This window comes from Aeromonas sp. Lyrl_2, assembly GCF_051948815.1.
GTDB lineage: Bacteria > Pseudomonadota > Gammaproteobacteria > Enterobacterales > Aeromonadaceae > Aeromonas > Aeromonas veronii.
Window position 1 is genome coordinate 242449 of sequence record NZ_JAYJLJ010000004.1, and the last position, 21022, is coordinate 263470.

The window sequence follows — 21022 nt, forward strand, 5'->3', positions numbered from 1 at the left end:
TTACAGAATGATTTTATAATTTGTGCCCATACAAATATTTATACCAGCATTCCATTTCATCACGTTTGTAGGTTGAATTAGCCAGGCCTAATCAAACACTGGTAAATCCCTTTACCGCCGCCATCAATCACTCCCCCAACCTCTCCGCCAATCCGGAATAACGCTCGGTCTTTTTCCGTACCGCTTGTGCCAACAGGGCGCGATCGCCGTAGAGATCGAGGCGGGCCTTGGCGCGGGTGATGCCGGTATAGACCAGCTCGCGGGTCAGCAGCGGGCTGGGGCTGTCGGGCAGCACCAGCACGGTATGGGCAAACTCCGAACCCTGGGATTTGTGGATAGTCATGGCGTAGACGGTCTCGTGGGGCGGCAGGCGGCTAGGCAGCAGGGCGCGCAGGGTGCCATCCGGCTGCTCAAACCATACCTTGAACCGCCCACTTTCATCGGGCAGGCAGAGCCCCATATCGCCGTTGTAGAGGCCAACACCGTGGTCGTTGCGCACCACCATCACCGGACGACCGGCATACCAGTCGCCATCGCGGGCAATCAGGCCGGCCCGTGACAGGGCCAGTTCCAGCCGCTCGTTTAGCCCCAACACGCCAAACGGGCCATCGCGCAGGGCGCAGAGGATCTGGAAGCTGTTGAATGCCTTGAATACGGCGGCGGGCGCCTCCCCCGCGCGGGCCGCCTTCAGATAGCTGCCGTAACCGGCCACCCCCTGGGCAATCAGGGCGTCGTAGGCCTCCCCGGCCCAGGGGTGCAGGCTGATATCGGCGAATCCTGCGCCCCAGACTGATTCCACCGCCGTGGCATCGCCGCTGTTGCAGGCGCGCGCCAGCTGGCCGATGCCCGAATGCTGATCAAAGCGCCAGCTCTTGGCCAGCAAACAGAGGCTGTCACGCACCGGAGCCCCCGCGGGCGTGCCCTGCAAACGGTAGCCGGTCTGGCGGGAGAGCCAATCCGCCTGCGCCGGGCTGATGCCCTGTTCGATAAAGCTGCAGATATCGCCGAGCACGGCCCCCGCCTCCACCGAGGCGAGCTGATCCTTGTCGCCGAGCAGGATCAGGCGGGCGTGGCTTGGCAACGCATCGAGCAGGCGCGCCATCATCGGCAAGTCGACCATGGAGGCCTCATCCACCACCAGCAAGTCGAGGTGCAGCGGGTTGCCCGCGTGGTGGCGGAACTGGCTGCGCCCCGGAATGACCCCGAGCAACCGGTGCAGGGTGCCCGCCTCGGTGGGGATCGCTTCGACCCACTCGGGGGGCAGATCGAGGGCCTGCAGGGCAGAGCCGATACTCTCGGTGAGGCGCGCCGCCGCCTTGCCGGTGGGGGCCACCAGCCGGATCGCCGGGGCCTTGCCCGCTTGCAGGCCGGTCTCCACCAGAATGGCGAGCAGTTTGGCGACCGTGGTGGTCTTGCCGGTGCCGGGGCCGCCGGAGATCACCGCAAAGGGGCGTGCCGCCGCGGTGGCCGCCGCCAGCTTCTGGCCGTTGCAGCAGAGCGCCTCGGGCACCAGCGCATCCAGCTTGCTCAAGTCGCTCGCCGCCTGGGCGCTGGCCAGCAGCCCTTCGATGGCGGGCCAATCCACCTCGTTCGGGAACACCAGATCGAGATACTTTTCGATAAAGTGGCGGGCCGAGAAGTCGGGGGCGAGGCGGGCTTTGAGCAGCGCCGCGAACACCAGCCCATAGTCGCGGGCAAACAGCCGCGACAGGGCCGGGGCTATCTCCGGCCATTCGGCTCGCTCGCTCAGGGCGCGCAGATGGCGGGCTACACCCTGCTCGTGATCGTGGTAGCGGGTGAGGTAGAGCCGCCCGTGCCACAGCCGCAGCGGCCAGCGCGGGGCAAGCCCCTCATCCTGCTCGGTGCCAACCAGGGGGCTGGCCGCAAACAGGGCGGGCCAGCGGGCAGGATCCGCCAGATCCCCCAGCAGCTCCCGGCTCTGCTGGGGATCCAGCCCGAACGGGCGCAGGGATCCGGCAGCGAGCATCTCAAGCGGCAAACAGACATGGCCGCGCCCAAGCTCGAAGCAGGCGAGCGCAGCCCCTAGCACCAGCTCGGGGCTGCCGCCAAGGTCGGCCACCAGCCTGGCAAATTGCAGATCCAGCTGGCGGATGCGGCCAGCCAGCGCCAGTGTTTTGAGCCGTTCAACCATCATTGCGCTGGTCGCTGTGCTGATCATGGTGCCGCTCATGCCTCTACCTCGTTAAATGCTTGGGATCCCGCTGCTGGCAGCTCACTGCCTTCGCGAAACAACTTATCCAGCCCCAGCACCAGTTCACGGCTCGGGCGGGTATGGAAAATGCCCCCCTGCGGCATGCCACGCAGGAACAGATAGAAGACCCCGCCAAAATGCTGCTCGAAGTCGTAGCCCGGCAGGCGCAGGGTGAGCAGCCGGTGCAGCGCCAGCGAGTAGAGCTGGTATTGCAGGTCGTAGCGGTGCTCGGCCATCGCCCGCTCCAGCGCCGGACGGCTGTAATCGGCGGGGCTCATGCCGAGGTGGTTCGATTTGTAGTCGAGCAGATACCAGCGCCCCTGCCACTCGAACACCAGATCGATAAAGCCCTTGAGCATCCCCTGCACGGTGGCAAAGCTGAGCGGTTTGTTGCCCCGCGACAGCGGGTCGTGCTGCTGGCAGAGGGCCGTCAGCGCCGGAGCCGTCACCCGCCCCATGGGCAGGAAGAACTCCAGCTCCACCTGTTTGCGCTCGGCACTCAAGTCCCGCAGCCGTACCGGCTCGCCAAAGCCCGTTTCCAGCGGGGTATCCAGCACAGCTTCGACCTGCTGTTGCAGCACAGGGGCCCAACTCTCGTCGAAGCCATCCTGCGCCAACAGCGCGGCGATATGCTCTGCCAGCGGCTCGCCCGCGGCGCTCTGAAAGTCGATGGTCTCGAACAGGCTGTGCAGCAAGGTGCCGGGGCGCGCCCCTTTCGGGAAGGTGAAGATGGAGGGCTGGGGAGCCTCTTCAGGTTGCTCGGAAGCCAGCGCAGCCGCCTCGGTGACGACCTCATCATCGAAGCCGGGATTGGCGAGTACGCCCTTGCTGTGGCCGTGGCCCTGCGCCGCCAGCCCGGAGTAGGAGCTGATCCACCAGTCCCGCTCAAGGGAACCGGTAAAGTGGCGCACCTGCGGCTCGCCCAACTGCTCCTCCTCTGGCGGCAGCGGGGCCGGACGGGTGAGCGAGGGCTCACCGACGGCCACCCCGGGCAGCACCTGTGCCAGCTCGGTCAGGGCGGTGGCCAGCGTCTGCGCATCCCCCTCCTCGCCCTTTTGCAGCAGGTAGCCGATGGCGGTGTGGTGCAGGTCGGTCTTCTCCGACTTGCCCGCCCCCGCCCGCACCGGCGCCAGCCCCAGCCAGGTGGCGTAGACGCCCCGGGTCAGCGCCACATAGAGCAGCCGCAAATCTTCGGCAAGGCGCTCCCTGTCCGCTTCGGCGAGCGACGAGTCGGCGCCGGTCAGATCGAGAATGGTGCGATTGCCCGCCTCATCCGCTTCGTGATAGAGCGGGGTCTCGGCGGTTCTGTGGCTGCAGATAAAGGGCAGGAACACCAGCGGGTACTCCAGCCCCTTGGATTTGTGGATGGTGACGATCTGCACCAGTTTGCGCTCGGATTCGAGCCGCAGTACCTGCTCCGCATCCTGCCCGTTGGGGCGGCTCACCGCCTCCCCCAGCCAGCGCAGCAGGGCATACTCCCCGTCCAGCTCGCTGCTCACCTGTTGCAGCAGCTCGCCGAGATGGAGGAAGTTGGTCAGCCGCCGCTCGCCATAGGGGCTCGCCAACAGCGAAGAGGCGAGATTGCGCCGGTGCAGCAGGGCCCGCAGCATGGCCAGCACGCCGCGGCGGTGCCAGATCTTGCGGTACTCCATAAACTCCTGCACCGCGCTCTCCCACGCCCGCTCGTCGCTGGCCAGCCCATCGAGCGCCTTGGCATCGAGATCAAACAGGCCGGTCGCCAGCGCCGCCCGCAGGCTGCGCTCTTCGCTCGGGTTCTGGCAGGCGTGCAAAATCAGCAGGATCTCCCGCGCCTCCGTCTGCTCCAGCACGCTCTCGCGGTTCGACAGATAGACGGAGGCGATGGCGAGCCGCGCCAGCTCCTGCTGCACCAGCTTGCCCTCGGCGCCGGTGCGCACCAGCACGGCGATATCCCCGGCCTTGACCGCCTGATCGCCTATCTTCGCCTTGCCCTCGCGGGCCAGCGTCAGCAGGCGGTGGATCTCGGCGGCGGTGGCGCGGGCCATCTTGCTCTGGTAATCCCCCCGATTGAAGGTGGGTTGGCCGGTCAGCTGCCAGCAGTGGAGCACGGGGGCGGTGGCGCCATCGAGCAGCAGCGCCTTGCTCTTGCCCTGCGCCTCCACCGGCAGGAAGGGGATATCCGCTTCGTAGATAAAGGGATCCTTGGCCCGTTCGAACAGGCCATTGACCGCCCCCACCAGCGCACTGCTGGAGCGCCAGTTGCGCCCGAGGGTGTAGTGGGCGATCACATTTCGCCGCGCCTGAATGTAGGTAAAGATGTCGGCGCCGCGAAAGCCGTAGATGGCCTGCTTGGGGTCACCGATCATCAACAGCGCCGTGTCTGTGTGGCCGCCGTAGAGGCGATGGAAGATGCGGTACTGCTGGGGGTCGGTATCCTGAAATTCATCGATCATCGCCACCCGATAGGTGGCGCGAATACGCTCGCAGAGCCGCTCGCCAAGGCTGGAGCCGAGCGCCCCATCGAGGTCTTTGAGCAGGTCATCAAACGAGAGCTGATGAGCCTGACGCTTGCTGGCCTGCATCCGGCTGCGCACCACTTTGGCCGCCCGTTGCAGGATGAGATCCCGAATACCGGGGCGGCTCGCCAGCAGCTGGTCGATCTGGCTGAACAGCGGCAGGGTCGGCACAGCGCCACCCTTCTTGAGATTCTCTTCCAGCACAGTCCGGCCAAAGCGCTCCAGCTCCTTCGGGATGGCGTAGCCACTGCTCTCGTCCTGTGCCCAGTCGGCTATCTTGGCAAACCACCCTTCGTAGTTCTTGCCGGTGTAGCGGCTGATCTGGCCGTCGGTCTGGCGGCGGATCTCGTCCGTCTGCGCCAGCCATTCACTCTTCACCGCCGCGATGCGGCTCATGGCCGCCTGATGGCGAGCGGCGAGGGTCTCGTCCCCCAGCGCGGGGTGGATCTCCAGCTCGCTGTTGTCGAGCCAGCTGCCCATCTCCCGCAGCAGGGCGGCGGGGCTCGGCCAGAGCGCGCGCACGGCGCTGGCGAGGGCTTTATCCACCGGATAGAACTCGGCGCGCCAGTAGTCGCTTACCGCCTGCAGCCTGAGCTGGCTGTCGTCGGTAAGAAATTCGGTTTCAAAGAGGGCGCCCGACTCGAAGGCGTTCTGCTTGAGCATCCGCTGGCAGAAGCCGTGGATGGTAAAGACCGCCGCCTCGTCCATCTGCCGCTCGGCGGCCAGCAGGCGGCGGGCCGCCAGCTCGTGATCCACCACCTCTGCCAACAGTTGGGCCAGCAGGGCATCATTGCTATGACCGCGCATAAAGGCGAGCCGCGCCTCGTGAATGCGACCGCGGATCCGCCCGCGCAGCTCGGCGGTGGCCGCTTCGGTAAAGGTCACCACCAGAATTTCGGTCACCGAGAGCGGCCGTTCATGGGCGCTCGGCTGACCAGAATCGGCCCCCTCCTCAATGAGCGGGCCGTGGCCCAGCAGCAGGCGCAGGTAGAGACCGGCGATGGTGTAGGTCTTGCCGGTACCGGCGGAGGCTTCGATCAGTCGTTCACCATGGAGGGGAAAACGCAGGGTATTGAGCGGGTTAGCCATTATTTCAGCTCCTCCAGGGTCTTGAGCAGCGGGGTCAGGTGTTCGCGGGCCAGCGCCTGCAACTGCCCCAGCACCTCATCATCGAGTTCGGGGAAGCAGCGGGCGACGTAAACGTCTTGCCCCTCCCCATTGATCATCCAGCCACCGTTGAAACGGGTGAGGGCCGCCTTGTCGGCCGCCTCCGGCTTGTCGGGATCCTTCTCGATCGCCTTGAGCCAATCCCAGGCGGTGTTGGGGAAGAACGGCAGCGGCCGCTTCATCCCCTGCGCCCAGCACGCCACCAGCGCCGCCAGTTTGGGCCGCGCCTCGTCGGCAGAGAGCTTGGCTAACCGCAGACTCTGTTTGGCATCGAACAGCAGGGTGTCGCCGGGAGCGCCGCTTAATGAGAGGCAGAGGTGCTGGATCCAGCCCAGCAGCAGATCCTTGCCGTTGAAGCTGCCGGGTTTGACCACCAGCAAGCGCCCCTTCTGGGTGTCGATCCACCCTTGCAGCTGGCCCTGAGTGAGGGAGATATCGATCTCCACCGCCTGTTTTTCTGCCTCATTGGCAGCAACCCAAGGGCGCAGCCGGTCCGCCAGCTTGCCCATCTCGGCATCCAGATCGTCCAGCAGCAGGCTGCCGAACCACCCTTGCGGCAGCAGGCCGGTGAGCTGCAACCGCTCGCGACGCTCGGTACTTTCACCTTCCGCCAGATGGGCATCGAGCAGCAGATCTTTCAGCTGATAATGTTGCAGGCCATCCAGCTCGAACGGCTCGCTGTCCTCGATGTTGGCTTCGTTCAGCTCAAACCACACCTTGAGGCGGCGGTTGAGGAAATATTTGGTGGGCTGGCGATAGAAGCGCAGCAGCTCCGCCAGCTCCAGCCCCTGCTCCTTGCCCCATTCGGGGGGGAGAGGCAGCTCGCCGCTCTGGAAGTTGGCCGCGCCGCGCACCGGATTGAGGGCGGGCAGCCAGTCGGCGGCATAGGTAAAGAGGCGTGAACCCGGCTCCGGGTAGAAGTAGTTGCGGCTGTAGGGGGTGAGCGGGTGCGCCACCATCAGGTGGTTGAGCAGCCGCTTACCGGAGGTTTCGTCATCGAGCTCCTCATCCCCCGCCAGCACAAAGCCCTGCCGCACATAGTCGATCAGCTCCGCCAGCAGCACCGAGGGCACCTTGTCGCTGTTGTCCTGCGCGCTGAAGCCCTGATAGCTGATATAGAGCCCCTGCTGGGCGCTGAGCAACGCCTCGAGGAAGAGGTAGCGGTCATCATCGCGACGGGAGCGATCCCCGCGCCGCGACGCCACCGCCATCAGGTCGAACCCCATGGGAGCCAGGGTGCGCGGGTAGACGCCATCGTTCATGCCGAGCAGGCAGACCTGCTTGAAGGGGATGGAGCGCATCGGCATCAGGGTGCAGAAGTTCACCTGACCGGCGAGGAAACGCTGGCTGGAGCGGGACTCCCCCAGCACGCTGCCGAGGTAATCCTGCAACAGGTCGGCGGTGATGGGCTGCTCGAAGCGGGCTTCGCCGAGCCGGGTCTGCCACTCGACCAGCTGGCTGCGAATCAGCTGAAGCTGACGCTCTTCATCCTCGTCGGCCAGATAGAAGCGCTCCAGCAGCGCCAGCAGGCAGGCGTTCCACTCGACCAGCGGCTGCGCCTGTTGCAGGCGGGGCAAAAACTCGGCCAGCGAGTCGACAAACCAGGCGAGCTTGCCGAGTGCCAGCCCCTGCTGACCCTCGATATCGGCGTAGGGCAGGATGCCCGCCACCGGCTCGCCATCCCCCATGGCGAAGCCGAGCAGCATGCGGCGCAGGCCGAACAGCCAGCTGTTGCCGGACATGGGCGGCAGATCGAAACGGACGGGATAGCCGTCATCCAGCCCCCAGCGGATGCCGGTCTCCTGCACCCAGACCCGCAGCTGGTTGAACTCGTCGTCATCCAGCTCGAAACGGCGCAGCACGGCGGGCACCTCGAGAATGGCGAGCAGCTCCCCCGCCCCGAAGCGGGCGTTGGGCAGCCTGAGCAGGGCGAGGAAGCTTTGCAGCAGCGGGCTCTCCTGACTCGCCGCCCGATCCGAAACCGCAAACGGGATCTGGCCGCGCGCACCAAACACCGCCTGAATGTAGGGGCCGTAGCTGTTCACATCCGGCATCATCACCACCACGTCTTTCGGGGTGAGGGACGGGTCCTGCTCGAACAGCGCCAGCAGCCGGTCGTGCAGCACCTCGAGTTCACGCATCGGGCCGTGGCAGGCGTGGATCTGCAGTGACCCATCCGCCGGATCTATGGGGCTCTTGTGATGGCTGCTGTCGAGATCGAACTGACCGGCGCCTCGCTCGGCCAGCTCCAGCACATCCTTCTGAATGGCATGCAGCAGCTTGATATTGCCCTTGCCATCCACCTCGTCGATATCGACGAAAGCCTCGATTTGCGGCACCTCCAGCTCCATCAGTTGATGCAGGTAATCGCGCCCCAACTTGCCCATGGAGGCGAGCAGCGGGTTGGCGGGGCCCTGCAACGTCTCGATATCGGTACCGGGTTTGAGCTTGTTCTCCAGCCGAGCCAGGGTCTTGCGATCCAGCAGATCCCCCCAATAGTAGCGGCAGGGGTTGGTGACGAACAGGTGCACCTCCACCTCCGACCGGCTGCCGAGGGCCAGCAGCGCCTCCACATAGCGCGGCGGCAGCGCCGAGATGCCGAACACGAAGACCCGTTGCGGCAGCTTGCCCGGCAGATCGGCGGTGCGTGCCAGCTCGTGGATAAACTCCTCGTAGAGGTTGGCGCGGTGGTAACCGCTCGGAGAGAGCGCCAACGTGCGGGCCACCAGCTCGCGCCACAGCTCCGGTTGCCAATCCTGACCGCTCACCCCGGCCAGCTCCTGACTCAATCCTTCCCCCTCTTCCCAACGGGCGATCCAGTCCGGCCGGTAGACCAGATACTGGTCAAAGAGATCCGCCACCTTCTGGCAGAGCTGCCACAGCCGCACCTGCTCGGGATCCTTGGCAGGATCCTCCTCATCTCCCCCGCCCAGATAGGCGGCGAGCGGGGCAAAGGCGGGCCTGTCCAGCAAGGCGGGCAGAATGGTCATCAGCTGCCAGCTCATGGAGCCCTTGTTGTAGGGGCTCTGACGCGGTACATCCGCCAGCACCCGGGTGAACATCTCCCAGATAAAGCTGGCGGGCAGCGGAAAGTCGATATTGGCGGCGATGCCGAAGGCTTTGGCCAGCTCCAGCTTGAGCCACTGGGCCATGCCCGGACTCTGTACCAGGATCTGCTCCCGCTCGAAGGGGTGAGAGAGAGGGGCCTGCCGGATGCGGCTCACCAGCAGCTCTTTGAGCAGATCCAGCTGATTGGAGTGGTAGAGGGTAAACATGAGCAATTCCCGCCTGTGGATGAGAGGGGGCGAGGGAAAAGGCGAGCCATTTCCGTCACTTCACAAGAGTGAGAATTGTCGGGGATCGAAGGGGAAGATGCAAAAGGCTCTTGTGGCCAGCAGGCGGGCAAACCGCTGAACCATGAGGGGCGCCGCAGATTTGTGCCGTCACCTCACCTACCCGGAAAACGCAGACAGAAAAAAGCCGGTGCAGTTGCACCGGCCAAAAGGCATTGGAAAACTTGACTCTTCAGGGCATTACCAATTTTTGCCGAGACGGGCATCCACACTGAAAGCCCCTGCTCCGGCCGCCGCCAGCGCCAGGAAACCCCCGGCCACTGAGACGTTCTTCATAAACATCAGCATCTGCATCTGTTCTGCAGGCTGATAATGGAAAATAAAGGCAGCCATCAGGGTGAAACCGGCCAGCAGCACGGAGAGGCTGCGGGTAAAGAGACCGAGCACGACGGCAAGGCCACCACCCAGCTCAAGCAGGATCACCAGCGGCAACATAAAGCCCGGTACGCCCATCGCTTCCATATAGCCCTGAGTACCGGCATACCCGCCGATCTTGCTCCAGCCCGCCATTACGAACATCAGCGCCAGCAGTACACGACCCGCCAGCAGCGCTACATCTTTCATCTTTTCCATTTCATATTCCTCGTTTGTGTCACATCACCGCTGACTGCTTCAGGGTAGGTCAAATAACAGAGCTTGGCTGGCACTGGTCGCAACCAGCTCCCACCGGTATTCATCACGACTGAGTACCCCGTCGCCGGGTCGGGCAACCAGACCGTTGGCGGTCAACTCCCCTGCAATCATCTGCAGGTAACCGTGTCGGCCAGCCAGTGCCCATTCGAGCGTCTCGCTCGGGGCCAGTTCCAGCCGCCATACGCGGGCCTGTTGGCGGATCCTGAACGATCCTGCCTCGCCATCCGGTGACGCCACCAGCGTCATGCCCGGTCTGGACTCGATCTTCTTCTGCTGATACCCGGGTGGCGTGCCGAACTCGTTCGGCTCGATCCAGATCTGCAACAGGGAGAGAGGATCCGTCTGCGAGGGGTTGTACTCGCTGTGGCGGATCCCGCTGCCTGCGCTCATCAGCTGGAAATCCCCTGCCGGGATCTGCTCGGCATGGCCGAGGCTGTCCTTGTGCTCTATGGTGCCTTGCAGCACGCAAGTGAGGATCTCCATATTGGCGTGAGGGTGGGTGGCGAATCCGCCACCCGGCGCAACCAGATCCTGATTGATCACCCGCAGTACCGAGTGCCCCATCCACTCCGGGTCATAGTAGTGACCGAAGGAGAAACTGTGGCGCGCGTCCAGCCAGCCAAAGTTGGCCTTGCCCCGCGCTTCTGCGGCTCTCAATGTCATCATGGTGTGCTCCTCATCTATCCGGGGTTCGACTTAGCGGGGGTTGCCACCACCGATGCCGAACGGAATACGGTATTCGCTGCTCTGGTCAGCCAGGCTGACGGTCACTGTGCCTTGAGTGCGCAGCGGCATGCGAATTTGTTGTGTGCCAGTCAGGCTTGCATGTGCGGATGTGATCAGGTCACCAGCCTCATCGCGCACTTCCAGCATCGGATTGGCTTTGCTATCCAGTGCGGCAGTGGCGTTCCAGTTCACAAACAGCACGCCGGGCATGGCATTGAAGTCAGCCGGTACGGAAGCTTGGGCGAAACCAGTGGTCATCAGGCCTGCAACGGCCAGCATCTTGATTACGTTTTTCATGTTCATTCACTCTCTTGTTTTATATGTCATTGCCAAGGCCTTTTCGGCCAGAATCAATGCATCCATGCAAGAGGTTATTCAAATAGTGTGTTGTTCTTTCACCGACATCAGACAGACCGATTTGGTGTGTCACAGTGCGGAACTACCCGCATATTTGGCCGCTCGACGTTCCTGCCTAAGCGTTGATTGAATATTAAAGTGACATGACCTAACTTGTTAGCGAGATAAACTGGCAAACATATTCAAAAAAATTGAAGGTGAGGAATGGCCAAGGAATCGAACAAGGAGCGGGCGCTGACCCTGGAGGCAATCCGGGTGCTGGATGCCATCGACCGCCGCGGCAGCTTTGCGGCGGCGGCCGACGAGCTGGGCAAGGTGCCCTCGGCATTGAGCTATACGGTGCAGAAGCTGGAAGACGAACTGGATGCCATGCTGTTTGACCGCAGCGGCCACCGCACCAAGTTCACCCCGGCGGGCCGCATGCTGCTGGAGCGCGGCCGGGTGCTGCTGGAGGCAGCCGAGCATCTGGTAGGCGAGACCCGGGCATTGGCCCGTGGCTGGGAGACCGACATCACAGTCGCCGTCGATGCGCTGGTCCCGGTGCAGGCCCTCTACCCCTTGGTGGAGAAACTGGCCGAGCAGACCAATACCCGACTGCGGCTGCGGGCCGAGGTGCTGGCGGGTAGCTGGGAGTGTCTGGAAGATGGCCGCGCCGACCTGCTTATCTCCTCCATCAATCCGGACATCATGATGACCGGCATCAAGCATCAGGTGATCAAGGACGAGGTGATGCTCTACGTCGCCCATCCCGATCATCCGCTGCATCAGGAGCCCGAACCCTTGGCCGACGAGACCCTGCGCCGCTACCGCGCCATCGCGGTGGCCGACACAGCCCTGCGCAAACCGGTTCTCACCTACCGACTGCTCGACAAGCAGCCGCGCCTCACCGTCAGCACCATGACGGAGAAACGGGATGCCCTGCTGGCAGGGATCGGCGTCGGCACCATGCCACAGAGCTGGATTGAGGAGGACATCCGGGCCGGTCGGCTCAAGGTGATCAGCCCCGAGTACCGCCATCAGCTGCAGGTGGTGCTGGCCTGGCGCCGCGATACCATGGGCAAGGCCAAAAGCTGGCTGGTGCGGGAGATACCAAAACTATTTGCAGCTGGTGAAAAATGAGACACAGTTAACAGACCGCTCAATAGCTGCCTCACTTGACACCCAGCTCTTTTATTGGTTCCATAGCCGCCTCATTTGAACCAATGGAATCTGTAAAAAATGAAAAAGAGTTTGCTGGTAGCCCTCACCACCCTGCCCCTGTTTGCCAATGCTGGCCTGATGGACTCGCTGACCGACAGCGTCACCAGCAGCGTCAAGGATGCAGCTAATACCGCCGTATCCGGTGCAGTGGACAGCGCATCCAACGAAGCCATCAAGAAGGCACTGGATATCAAGGAAGGCGGCTCCAACAAGCAGGCTATTAAAGAGAAGCTGGGTGCTCCTGCCACCACCAAGACCGAATCCGGTCTGGAAGTGTGGACCTATGATCTGGATGCCCTGAAGAAGGCCTCTCCGCTGCTGGCAGAAACCACCAAAACCCTGCTGAAAGATACCGACGCAGCCAAGAAGAACGTCGTTATCAAGTTCGAAGGTGATACCGTCAAGAAAGTAGACCTGACCGACAAGGCTCAGGGCTAAGTTCGCTCGTCCGGTGGAGTGGCTGCACGCCCGCATCGGCACAGATAGCAAGAGGGGGAGCACCGGGCTCCCCCTCTTTCATTATCGGTTTGTTACACCTTGAAGCGATGTACCAACGCCACCAGCTGGCGATTGGACTCCAGCAGGGTGGCCGAACTCTGTTCGGTATTCTGACCGTTATCCACCAGCAGATTGACCATGTCGCGGATGGTGACCATGTTGCGGTTGATCTCTTCGGTCACCCGGCTCTGCTCCTCTGCCGCAGTCGCAATCTGGGTACCCAGATCGTTTATTTGCACCACGGCATCCGCCATCTTGTCGAGCCCGCCTGTCACCTGCTCGGTATTCTCGGTCGCCGCCTGACAGCTCTGCTTGGTGTGCTCCATGGCCACCACGGCTTCGGCCACCCCCTGCGTCAACCGGGAGAGCATGCTCCCCACCTCGGCAGTGCTATTCTGGGTTCTCGCCGCCAGTGCGCGCACCTCATCAGCAACCACGGCAAAACCACGGCCCTGCTCACCGGCCCGCGCCGCCTCGATGGCCGCGTTGAGTGCCAACAGGTTGGTCTGGGCAGCAATATCGCCGATCACGCTGAGTACACTGCTGATCTGGCGAGCATCTTCCTGCATCCCCAATACCTTGGTCGCAGCAAGATCCACTTCATCGATCAGCGCCGCCACACTGGCAGAGGCCTGACCCACTACCTGACGGGACTGAATCGCCTGACCATTGGCAGACTCGGTAAAGCTGGCGGAATCGCTCGCGTGGTGCACCACACTGTCGGCAGTGGAGCTGAGCTCGGTCAGGGCTGTCACTATCTGATCGGTCTCGGCAGCATGCGCACCTAGAATACGTCTGGCCTGGCTCGTCTGCTGGTCAAGCTGGGCCAATTCACGGGTAATCAGCTCTGTGGTCTCGGTCACCTGCAACATCATCTGCTGCAGATAGGCGATAAAGCGGTTCACCGATTGGGCGATATGGTCCAGCTCATCGTGCCCCTTGACCCGGATCCGGGCAGTCAGATCAGCATCTCCGGCCGAGAGGGCATCGATGTTCTGCTTGAGGGTGTCGAGTCGACTGCCCAGCTGCTTGATGGCCATCAACATCAGCGCAAACAGCAGCACCACTAGCGGTAGCTGGATCGCTGCCAGCGTCTTGAGCACCTCCTGACTGTCGTGGGTCAGGGTGCTGGTCGGCAGCGCCGCCGCCAACAGCCAGGGGGTTCCTTCGATGGGTTGCATCAGCAATGTCTGCTCTTCACCCAGATCCTGAAAGGTAGTGCGCTGCAACGCGGCGCCATTACCCGGCCCCAGCAGGCTAGCGATGGCACTGGCAAAGGGATAGTCCCCGTGAGATGAGAGGTTGCCCAGCACCACATCCCCAGTCAAACGACCATTCTTGCTGAGGATCTTGCCATCAACCTCGACGATCATCACCTGACCACCGATCTCCTGCTCTTTTTTGGCGACCAGATCATTGAAGAAACCCAGCGTCACATCGATGGTGGACACCCCGTAAAGGGAACCGTCACGATAGATCCCCATGGCACAGTTGGTGCGCGGCTGTTGGCTGGCACCATCCTTGTAAGCCGCCGCCCAGACACACATGCCTTTCGCCGCCTGCTGCCCGGATCTGTGCCAGGGCTGATCGAAATAGTTGGGCGCCTCGGCCGAGTTCCAGTAGGTGTTGGGGATCAGCTTGTTGGCACCATCCCGATGAAAGAAGGTGCTGAACTTGATGCGACCGACTTCCCGCTGATCCGGCATCGGCCAGATGCCGCCACCAAACACCATCGCATTGCCATATTGATCGATCAGAGCAGGGAGAACGGCATCGATTTGCTCGCTCGGCAGTTGGGCCACCAGCTGAGTGATACTGCGTGACTGGCTCTGCACCCCGTTGAGCTGATCGCGAATGTCGGTCGCAATCTCGCTGACCCGCAGCACCAGATTCTGCTCACCCGCCCGTTGCAGCTCGGGTTTGACCCATAACTGGATGCCGATTACGGTCAGCACACAGACCGCCACCATGAATCCCAGAAAAACGGCGGTATATCGCCCCTTGATTGTCCCCAGATCCCAACCCATACCCTCTCCTGTTTTCGGCCACTGCTAACTGCAGCTTGTTATATGAGCGGGCATTATCTTGCAATTCGCTCACGGCGCGTTTGCCATCGCTCACATAAGCGACAGCAAGATAAGGATTCGAGCGAAAATGGATCGATACGATCACAAAAAGGGTGGCCTCGGCCACCCTTGGGTTGATAACAGCTGGCGTTGTTACTGGTTCGCTTCGGCGAACTGCTTCATCGCTTCGGCGTGCTTGGTCATGCCGGCTGCACGCTCGTTGAGCTTCTTGATGAACTCCGCCTTCTTGGCCGGATCTTCAATGCGGTCATAACGTTGCTGCAGGTTGGCCTGGATCTGCTCCGGGGTCATGTTCTGCATGCGGGCCATCTTGTCGTGGCGACCACCGTGGTGTTTGCCACCCATCATGCCACCACCGTCCATCGGGCAATCCACCATGGCACCGGGCTGGCCGGTGGGGGCCGCTTCACTGGCAGCATAGGCACCCAGCGGTAGGCCAAGGATCAGGGTGGCGGTCAGCAGGGTTTTGGTCAGCTTTTTCATGGTCTATCTCCTGTAGGGATGATTCTGGTTCGGCGCTCTTGCCTTGCCCTCAAGTAAACACCCTGTCGGTGTCTGAACTTTGCCAGCCTCACCCTTTTTTGTAGCAGAGTGTGGCATCGTGCGGATCTGGCACACTTTGACACAAACCGCCGGGCGGATTTTCGTATACTCGTGCCAACGCCAAGCAGGGGAGGTATTCATGAACCAGGGCAACACCCACATTCTGGTGGTCGATGACCACAGCGAGATTCGCGATCTCTTGAAGCGCTTTCTCGAACAGCACGGCCTGCGGGTCAGCTGCGCCCGGGATGGCAAGGAGATGAAGCGGCTGCTGGAGGAGCGGGAGTTCGACCTGCTGGTGCTGGATCTGATGATGCCGGGTGAAGATGGTCTGACCCTCTGCCGCGAGCTGCGAGTCAAATCGAACCTGCCCATCATCATGCTCACTGCCATGGGGGAAGAGACCGACCGCATCATCGGATTGGAGATGGGGGCCGACGACTATCTGGCAAAGCCTTTCAATCCGCGCGAGCTGCTGGCGCGCATCAAGGCGGTGATGCGCCGCACCCAGGCGGATAACCAACCCGCCGCCGAGACCCTGACCCGGGATCTGCGCTTCGATCGCTGGCTGCTCGACGTCAATCGCCGGGAGCTGGTCGATGAGGATGGGGTGGGTCTCAGCCTCTCCACCGCCGAATTCGATCTGCTCAAGGTGTTTCTCGAACGCCCGCAGCGAGTACTGAGCCGGGATCAACTGCTGGATCTGGCCCGTGGCCGCGAGGCGGTAGCCTTCGATCGCGCCATCGATACCCTGGTGAGCCGCCTGCGCCGCAAGCTGGAGCGGGATCCCAAGAATCCGGAGCTGATCAAGACCATCTGGGGTGGCGGCTATATGTTCTCCGCCGACGTGACGCAGGTTTAAGCAGTGGGCACCTTGCGACGACTGTGGGCACGGATGTGGCCCAAGGGGCTGACCGGCCAGATCATTCTGGTGGCGCTGGCGGGGTTGATCCTGATCCAGCTGCTCAGCATCCAGATCTACCGCACGGATCGGGAGGAGGCGCTCGGCTTCGTCAACAGCCGCAACGCCATGCAGCGGATCATCTCTGTGGTCAGGCTGCTCTCCCTCTCCCCCCCGTCCCTCTATGACGAGATCCTCAAGGCGAGCCGCAGCGAGACCCTGTTGCTGCGCCTCTCCGACGAACCGCTGCAACCGGATAACCGCAGCCCCCGCTTCGAGCAGCTGGTGCGCTCGCGCCTCAACTACCCCCCCGGCCTCACCGTCGAGATCAGCGCCGAGCTGAAAGAGGATACCCAGCGCAGCAAGGCGTGGGAACATCATGCCCGCATGATGCGGGATCGCAAGGGGCCGCCCCCGCCGCGGGATATGCGGCTCTACGGCTCCATCGAACTGCCGCAGGGGGGCTGGCTGCAGTTCAGCTCGCTGGTCGACAAGGAGGCGGGCAGCTGGTCGTGGCAGACCACCTTCAACCTGATGCTGGTCGCCAGTCTGGTGATCGGACTGATGGTGCTGCTGTTTCGCCGTGCCACTCGCCCGCTCAAGCAGCTGGCAGGCAATGCGGAGCGGCTCGGACGGGGCGAGGATATCGAGCCCTTGAAAGAGGAGGGGCCGATCGAGATCCGCGAATCGATTCAGGCCTTCAACCGGATGCACACCCGGCTCGACCGCTTCGTGCAGGACAGAACCCGGATGCTGGCGGCCATCTCCCACGATCTGCGTACCCCCATCACCAGCCTGCGGCTGCGCACCGAGTTTCTGGCCGATGGCGAGGACAAGGAGCGGATCCAGCAGACCCTGCAACAGATGGAGCAAATGCTGGCCGCGACCCTCAGCTTTGCTCGCGAGGAGGGGCAGCAGGAGGCTACCCGCGAGCTGGATCTGGTCAGTCTGCTGGTCAGCCTGTGCGATGACTATGCCGATACCGGCCAGCCGGTCACCTGTCTGGCGGAGGGCAAAGAGGTTTACGCCTGCCGAGCCAACACCCTGCGCCGGGTGCTGCAGAACCTGATCGGCAACGCCATCAAATATGCCGGCAGCGCCGAAGTGTCGCTGGAGCGGCGCAAGGAGGAGCTGTTGATCCGGGTCTGCGATAACGGGCCGGGGATCGATCCGGCGCGGCTGGAGGATGTGTTCAAGCCGTTCGTGCGGCTCGATGAAGCGCGCAACACCGAGTCCGGCAGTGTCGGGTTGGGGCTCTCCATCGCCCGCACCCTGGTCCATCAGCACGGCGGCGAGCTGACCCTGCTCAATCGGCCACAGGGGGGACTGGAGGCGCGGATCAGCCTGCCGCTGTAAGTAGTCACTCTATCCGCCAGCCTTGTCATGGCGCCATTTGCATCATGCAAACTTCATCATTTGGGCGCTTGTTCTTCGATGAGAAAGGCGGTGATAATCGATGACCACGGGACGGTATACGGCAACGGATTGGAGCAAGGATGGCCTCTTCCAGGACAGGAGTCATAGTCAGTATCGGGTGGGGGCTCCTGCTGTGCGCCCTTGCTCTGCCTGCCCGGGCCAAAGCCCCGGAAGAGCCGATCATCATTACCAACTCCAAAGCCTGGCAGCCCTTCTCCTATATCAATGAGTCGGGCCAGCCGGATGGCCTGCTGATCGATTTGTGGCGTGAATATGCCCGGGTCACCGGCCAGAAGATCGAGTTCAGGCTGGTCGACTGGCAAGGCTCCCTCGACCTGCTCCATGAGGGGAACGCGGATGTTCACGCCGGACTGCTCTGGTCACCGGAGCGGGACAAACTCTTCGACTATGGCCGGCCTCTCGCCCAGCTCGACTCCCAACTCTTCTTCTCGAGCGAATTGCGCGGCACCGATGTCCACTACTACCTGCTCCATGAAACGGTCGGAGTGGTAGCCGGTGGCTACGAGGAGTATTACGCCAGACGCTACTTCCCCGGCACCAGACTGCAGACCTTCAATGACAATGACACCCTGCTGGCGGCGGCCTTTCGGGGCGACATAAAAGCCTTTATCGCCGATCTGCAGGTCGCAAACTTCTACATCTATACCTCGGACGATCCCACCCGTTTTATTCCGGTTCGCCACCTCTATACCGACCAGATCCGCTTTGCGGTGAAAAAGGACGACCTTGCCCTGTTAAACCGGCTGGAAGAGGGCTTCGCCAAGCTCAAAGAGAGCGATCGGGAGCGGATCATCCGCAAATGGATGCATGTCGAAACCGTCTACCCCATCCATCTCGGTCCCTGGCTACTGTTTGCCGGAGTGTTAATCATGGTGGCCTACATAGTACAACTGCGCCGCGCCGTTGCCAGCCGCACCACCGAGTTGAGCAGCGCCAACGCCAGACTGGAGAAACAAGCCAGTACCGACCCCCTGACCGGCCTGCTCAACCGACGGGCATTCATGCCCGCCATGGAGCAACGACTGGCAAGCGGGGCTCCCTGTGCTCTGCTGCTGTTCGATGTGGATCACTTCAAGGAGACCAATGACCGCTTTGGTCATGGCATCGGGGATCTGTTGCTGGAAAAGCTGGCCACGACTGTGACCAACCTGTTGCCTGAAGAGGCTCTGCTGGCCCGCATCGGCGGCGAGGAGTTTTGCCTGCTGCTGCCGCTGGCCACACTGGCAGAGACAGAACAATGGGCCGAGCGTATCTGCCTGGAGAGCAACCGGCAAACCCTGCACACCAGCAGCGGCGAGGTGACCCTCTCCATCAGCACCGGGGCAGTCTGGGTAGCCGCAGAGAGAGAGGCTGATGCCGACCAGCTACTACGGCAGGCTGATGCCCTCATGTATCAGGCCAAGGGACGGGGGCGCAATACCTGGCAAGCCGCCTCCTATCAGGCATAGCCCCCTGACGGACACGCAATAAAAACGGCCGCCATCGGAAGATGGCGGCCGCATGACAGGTTCCCTATCAGAAGTTGTAAGTCACGCCCAGGTTGTAGCGGCGACCATCCAGCACAGTGCCATAGCTGCTGTAATCTACCGTCTTGTCGAACAGGTTGTAGACCCCGGCGGTCAGATCCAGATGCTTGTTGGCCTTGTAGACCAGGCCCATGTCAAAGAAGGTGTAGGAAGGAGTCCCCTCCGCCATCTTGACCCGGCTCAGGTATTCGGAGGTCTCGCCACGGAAGTTGACCCGTGACCAGAGGCTGAGATCCTCGGTGGTTTGCCAGTCAACACTGCCGTTGAACATGTGACGGGGCATCTGGTTGAGGGCATGACCCGCCAGTGGACCACTCTTCTGCTCGGATTGGGTAAAGGTGTAGCTGGAGCTGACCGACCAATCCTCATTGATGGCCCAATCCATCATCCCCTCGACACCGCGCATGTTCGCCTTGTCGACGTTGACCCGATCACTGATGAAGTCATAGCTGTGACCATTGAGGGTACAGGCGGGATCGCTCTTGCTGGTGCAACGACGCACTTCGGAGATCTTGTTCTTGAAGTCGGTGTTGAACAGGGTAACACCGGCGTTAAAGCCCTGATGACCGTTCCACAGCAGGCCGATCTCTTCACTCACGCTAGTCTCGGGTTTGAGATCAGGATTACCGACCAGCATGCCATCCAGGCTACCACCACCGGTGACCTGACCCCAGTTGGCCGCCGACATCCGCAAGTCAGGAGAGCGGTAACCGGTCGAGACGCCTCCTTTCAAGGTCCAACTGTCATCCAGATGCCAAACTCCGTAGAGGCGAGGGCTCCAGTGAGAACCGTAGTTCTGGTCCCGATCCATGCGTGCGCCACCGGTCAGGGCAAAGCTGTCAGTGAGTGACCACTCATCTTCGACAAACATCGCCCAGCTCCAGCGGGTCAGCTGCTCGGCAGGGTTGGCCACTTTCAGTGGTATTGCCCTGATCGTGCAGATCCTCATAGCGATACTGACCACCGACGCTCAGGTAGTGATCCCCCAGAATAAACTGGGTATGGGTATCGGCGATGGTGTTGGTGAGCTCCATCTTGCGACCGGGGTTGGTGTTGGCTTCCTGCTGCAGATAGCTGCTGGAAGAGCCGAAATCATACTGACCATCATGGGTCAGCGCATAGTTGGTGCGCTCGTAGCGGTTAAGGCTATCTTTCGCCTTGGCAGCCAGCGAATTGCCGGCCGTGCGATCCCGATCCTGCAGACTACGACTGGCTTCCAGATCGAAGCGGTTATGATCATCAGGCTTGAAGCTGAGCACGGCCGTGCCACTGCGAGTCTCCTGCTCGGCAAAACCCTGGATAAATTTGTCTTCACCACGATGGGCGAGCTGACCATTGAAACGCAGGCCCAACACGCCATCGATCAGTGAACCTGCGGTATAGGCATCGGTCTGGAAGCTGTTGCCGGCATCCTTGTTCTCCTGGAAGGTCGAATCAGCATGAACCGAGCCCTGCCAGGCCAGGCCGGTGGTCTTGCGGGTAATCACGTTAATCACGCCCCCCATGGCATCGGAACCATAACGGGATGACATGGGGCCACGGACGACCTCAATGCGCTCAATCGCCTGCAGTGGCGGCAACCAGCCCTGCTCGATACCCGGACCATCGCTGTTCGGGCGAGTGCCACGGCTATCCACCTTCTTGCCATCAACAAGCATCAGAGTGTATTTCGACCCCATACCGCGAATGCTGATATCACTGCTGCTGCCACCGCCAGTCACCACAACACCGGGCACATCCTTCAGGGCATCGGTCACATCGCGATATGCCCGCTTTTCCAGCTGCTCACGGGTAATCACAGAGATGGAGGCAGCGGAGTCTTCAATCTTCTGCTGGAAGCCGGAAGCGGTGACGACCATCACCTCTTGCTCGGCAGCATAGGCCTGG

The 21022-nt window shown here is 62.1% G+C and carries 13 protein-coding genes and 1 pseudogene; 5 read left to right on the forward strand and 9 right to left on the reverse strand.

All coding sequences use genetic code 11. The features are described from left to right. Positions 1 to 127: 127 nt before the first annotated feature. The 6 genes from recD to VF684_RS05475 form a co-directional block, all read right to left on the reverse strand. Positions 128 to 2191 carry an exodeoxyribonuclease V subunit alpha gene (gene recD / locus VF684_RS05450; RefSeq protein WP_440173889.1) on the reverse strand — a complete coding sequence of 688 codons (2064 nt, stop codon included), beginning with the start codon at positions 2189 to 2191 and terminating at the stop codon, positions 128 to 130. Next, positions 2188 to 5796, reverse strand: coding sequence for an exodeoxyribonuclease V subunit beta (gene recB / locus VF684_RS05455; RefSeq protein ID WP_440173891.1), 3609 nt, complete (start codon positions 5794 to 5796; stop codon positions 2188 to 2190). The genes recD and recB overlap by 4 nt, the downstream gene beginning before the upstream one ends. Continuing rightward, entirely contained in the window at positions 5796 to 9149 is a 3354-nt protein-coding gene (gene recC / locus VF684_RS05460) for an exodeoxyribonuclease V subunit gamma (protein ID WP_440173893.1), read from the reverse strand. Before recC ends, recB begins: the two co-directional genes overlap by 1 nt. Before the next feature lie 258 nt (positions 9150 to 9407). Next, positions 9408 to 9800 carry a DoxX family protein gene (locus tag VF684_RS05465; protein WP_113740772.1) on the reverse strand — a complete coding sequence of 131 codons (393 nt, stop codon included), beginning with the start codon at positions 9798 to 9800 and terminating at the stop codon, positions 9408 to 9410. Between the two features lie 39 nt (positions 9801 to 9839). Then, positions 9840 to 10526, reverse strand: a complete 687-nt coding sequence (locus VF684_RS05470) for a pirin family protein (RefSeq protein WP_440173895.1) — start codon at positions 10524 to 10526, stop codon at positions 9840 to 9842. Positions 10527 to 10556: 30 nt separating this feature from the next. Next, positions 10557 to 10889 carry a hypothetical protein gene (locus VF684_RS05475; protein ID WP_139440345.1) on the reverse strand — a complete coding sequence of 111 codons (333 nt, stop codon included), beginning with the start codon at positions 10887 to 10889 and terminating at the stop codon, positions 10557 to 10559. A gap of 258 nt (positions 10890 to 11147) precedes the next feature. On the opposite strand from VF684_RS05475, the gene VF684_RS05480 reads away from it, so the two are divergent. After that, entirely contained in the window at positions 11148 to 12062 is a 915-nt protein-coding gene (locus VF684_RS05480) for a LysR family transcriptional regulator (protein WP_407956564.1), read from the forward strand. Positions 12063 to 12161: 99 nt separating this feature from the next. After that, a complete protein-coding gene (locus VF684_RS05485; protein WP_101531509.1) occupies positions 12162 to 12581 on the forward strand; it encodes a hypothetical protein in 420 nt (139 codons plus the stop codon). 92 nt (positions 12582 to 12673) lie between these two features. On the opposite strand, the gene VF684_RS05490 is transcribed toward VF684_RS05485, so the two are convergent. Continuing rightward, entirely contained in the window at positions 12674 to 14668 is a 1995-nt protein-coding gene (locus tag VF684_RS05490) for a methyl-accepting chemotaxis protein (protein WP_440173897.1), read from the reverse strand. A gap of 192 nt (positions 14669 to 14860) precedes the next feature. Next, complete coding sequence (locus VF684_RS05495) at positions 14861 to 15211, reverse strand: hypothetical protein (RefSeq protein ID WP_005355311.1); 351 nt, start codon at positions 15209 to 15211, stop codon at positions 14861 to 14863. A 199-nt stretch (positions 15212 to 15410) separates the two neighbouring features. On the opposite strand from VF684_RS05495, the gene VF684_RS05500 reads away from it, so the two are divergent. The 3 genes from VF684_RS05500 (at position 15411) to VF684_RS05510 (ending at position 19057) form a co-directional block, all read left to right on the forward strand. Continuing rightward, entirely contained in the window at positions 15411 to 16133 is a 723-nt protein-coding gene (locus tag VF684_RS05500; protein WP_042052907.1) for a response regulator, read from the forward strand. 33 nt (positions 16134 to 16166) lie between these two features. Further along, positions 16167 to 17528 (forward strand): ATP-binding protein, encoded by a 1362-nt coding sequence (locus tag VF684_RS05505; RefSeq protein WP_162516163.1) that lies wholly within the window; start codon positions 16167 to 16169, stop codon positions 17526 to 17528. Between the two features lie 140 nt (positions 17529 to 17668). Next, positions 17669 to 19057 carry a transporter substrate-binding domain-containing diguanylate cyclase gene (locus VF684_RS05510; protein WP_440173900.1) on the forward strand — a complete coding sequence of 463 codons (1389 nt, stop codon included), beginning with the start codon at positions 17669 to 17671 and terminating at the stop codon, positions 19055 to 19057. 67 nt (positions 19058 to 19124) lie between these two features. On the opposite strand, the pseudogene VF684_RS05515 reads toward VF684_RS05510, so the two are convergent. Further along, a pseudogene (locus VF684_RS05515) lies at positions 19125 to 21022 on the reverse strand (ligand-gated channel protein); the annotation flags it as partial.

Excerpts from the sequence above, each read along its gene's own strand:
- recD (WP_440173889.1), bottom strand. The coding sequence starts at position 2,191 with ATGAGCGGCACCATGATCAGCACAGCGACCAGCGCAATGATGGTTGAA.
- recB (WP_440173891.1), bottom strand. The coding sequence starts at position 5,796 with ATGGCTAACCCGCTCAATACCCTGCGTTTTCCCCTCCATGGTGAACGA.
- recC (WP_440173893.1), bottom strand. The coding sequence starts at position 9,149 with ATGTTTACCCTCTACCACTCCAATCAGCTGGATCTGCTCAAAGAGCTG.
- VF684_RS05465 (WP_113740772.1), bottom strand. The coding sequence starts at position 9,800 with ATGGAAAAGATGAAAGATGTAGCGCTGCTGGCGGGTCGTGTACTGCTG.
- VF684_RS05470 (WP_440173895.1), bottom strand. The coding sequence starts at position 10,526 with ATGATGACATTGAGAGCCGCAGAAGCGCGGGGCAAGGCCAACTTTGGC.
- VF684_RS05475 (WP_139440345.1), bottom strand. The coding sequence starts at position 10,889 with ATGAACATGAAAAACGTAATCAAGATGCTGGCCGTTGCAGGCCTGATG.
- VF684_RS05480 (WP_407956564.1), top strand. The coding sequence starts at position 11,148 with ATGGCCAAGGAATCGAACAAGGAGCGGGCGCTGACCCTGGAGGCAATC.
- VF684_RS05485 (WP_101531509.1), top strand. The coding sequence starts at position 12,162 with ATGAAAAAGAGTTTGCTGGTAGCCCTCACCACCCTGCCCCTGTTTGCC.
- VF684_RS05490 (WP_440173897.1), bottom strand. The coding sequence starts at position 14,668 with ATGGGTTGGGATCTGGGGACAATCAAGGGGCGATATACCGCCGTTTTT.
- VF684_RS05495 (WP_005355311.1), bottom strand. The coding sequence starts at position 15,211 with ATGAAAAAGCTGACCAAAACCCTGCTGACCGCCACCCTGATCCTTGGC.
- VF684_RS05500 (WP_042052907.1), top strand. The coding sequence starts at position 15,411 with ATGAACCAGGGCAACACCCACATTCTGGTGGTCGATGACCACAGCGAG.
- VF684_RS05505 (WP_162516163.1), top strand. The coding sequence starts at position 16,167 with ATGTGGCCCAAGGGGCTGACCGGCCAGATCATTCTGGTGGCGCTGGCG.
- VF684_RS05510 (WP_440173900.1), top strand. The coding sequence starts at position 17,669 with ATGGCCTCTTCCAGGACAGGAGTCATAGTCAGTATCGGGTGGGGGCTC.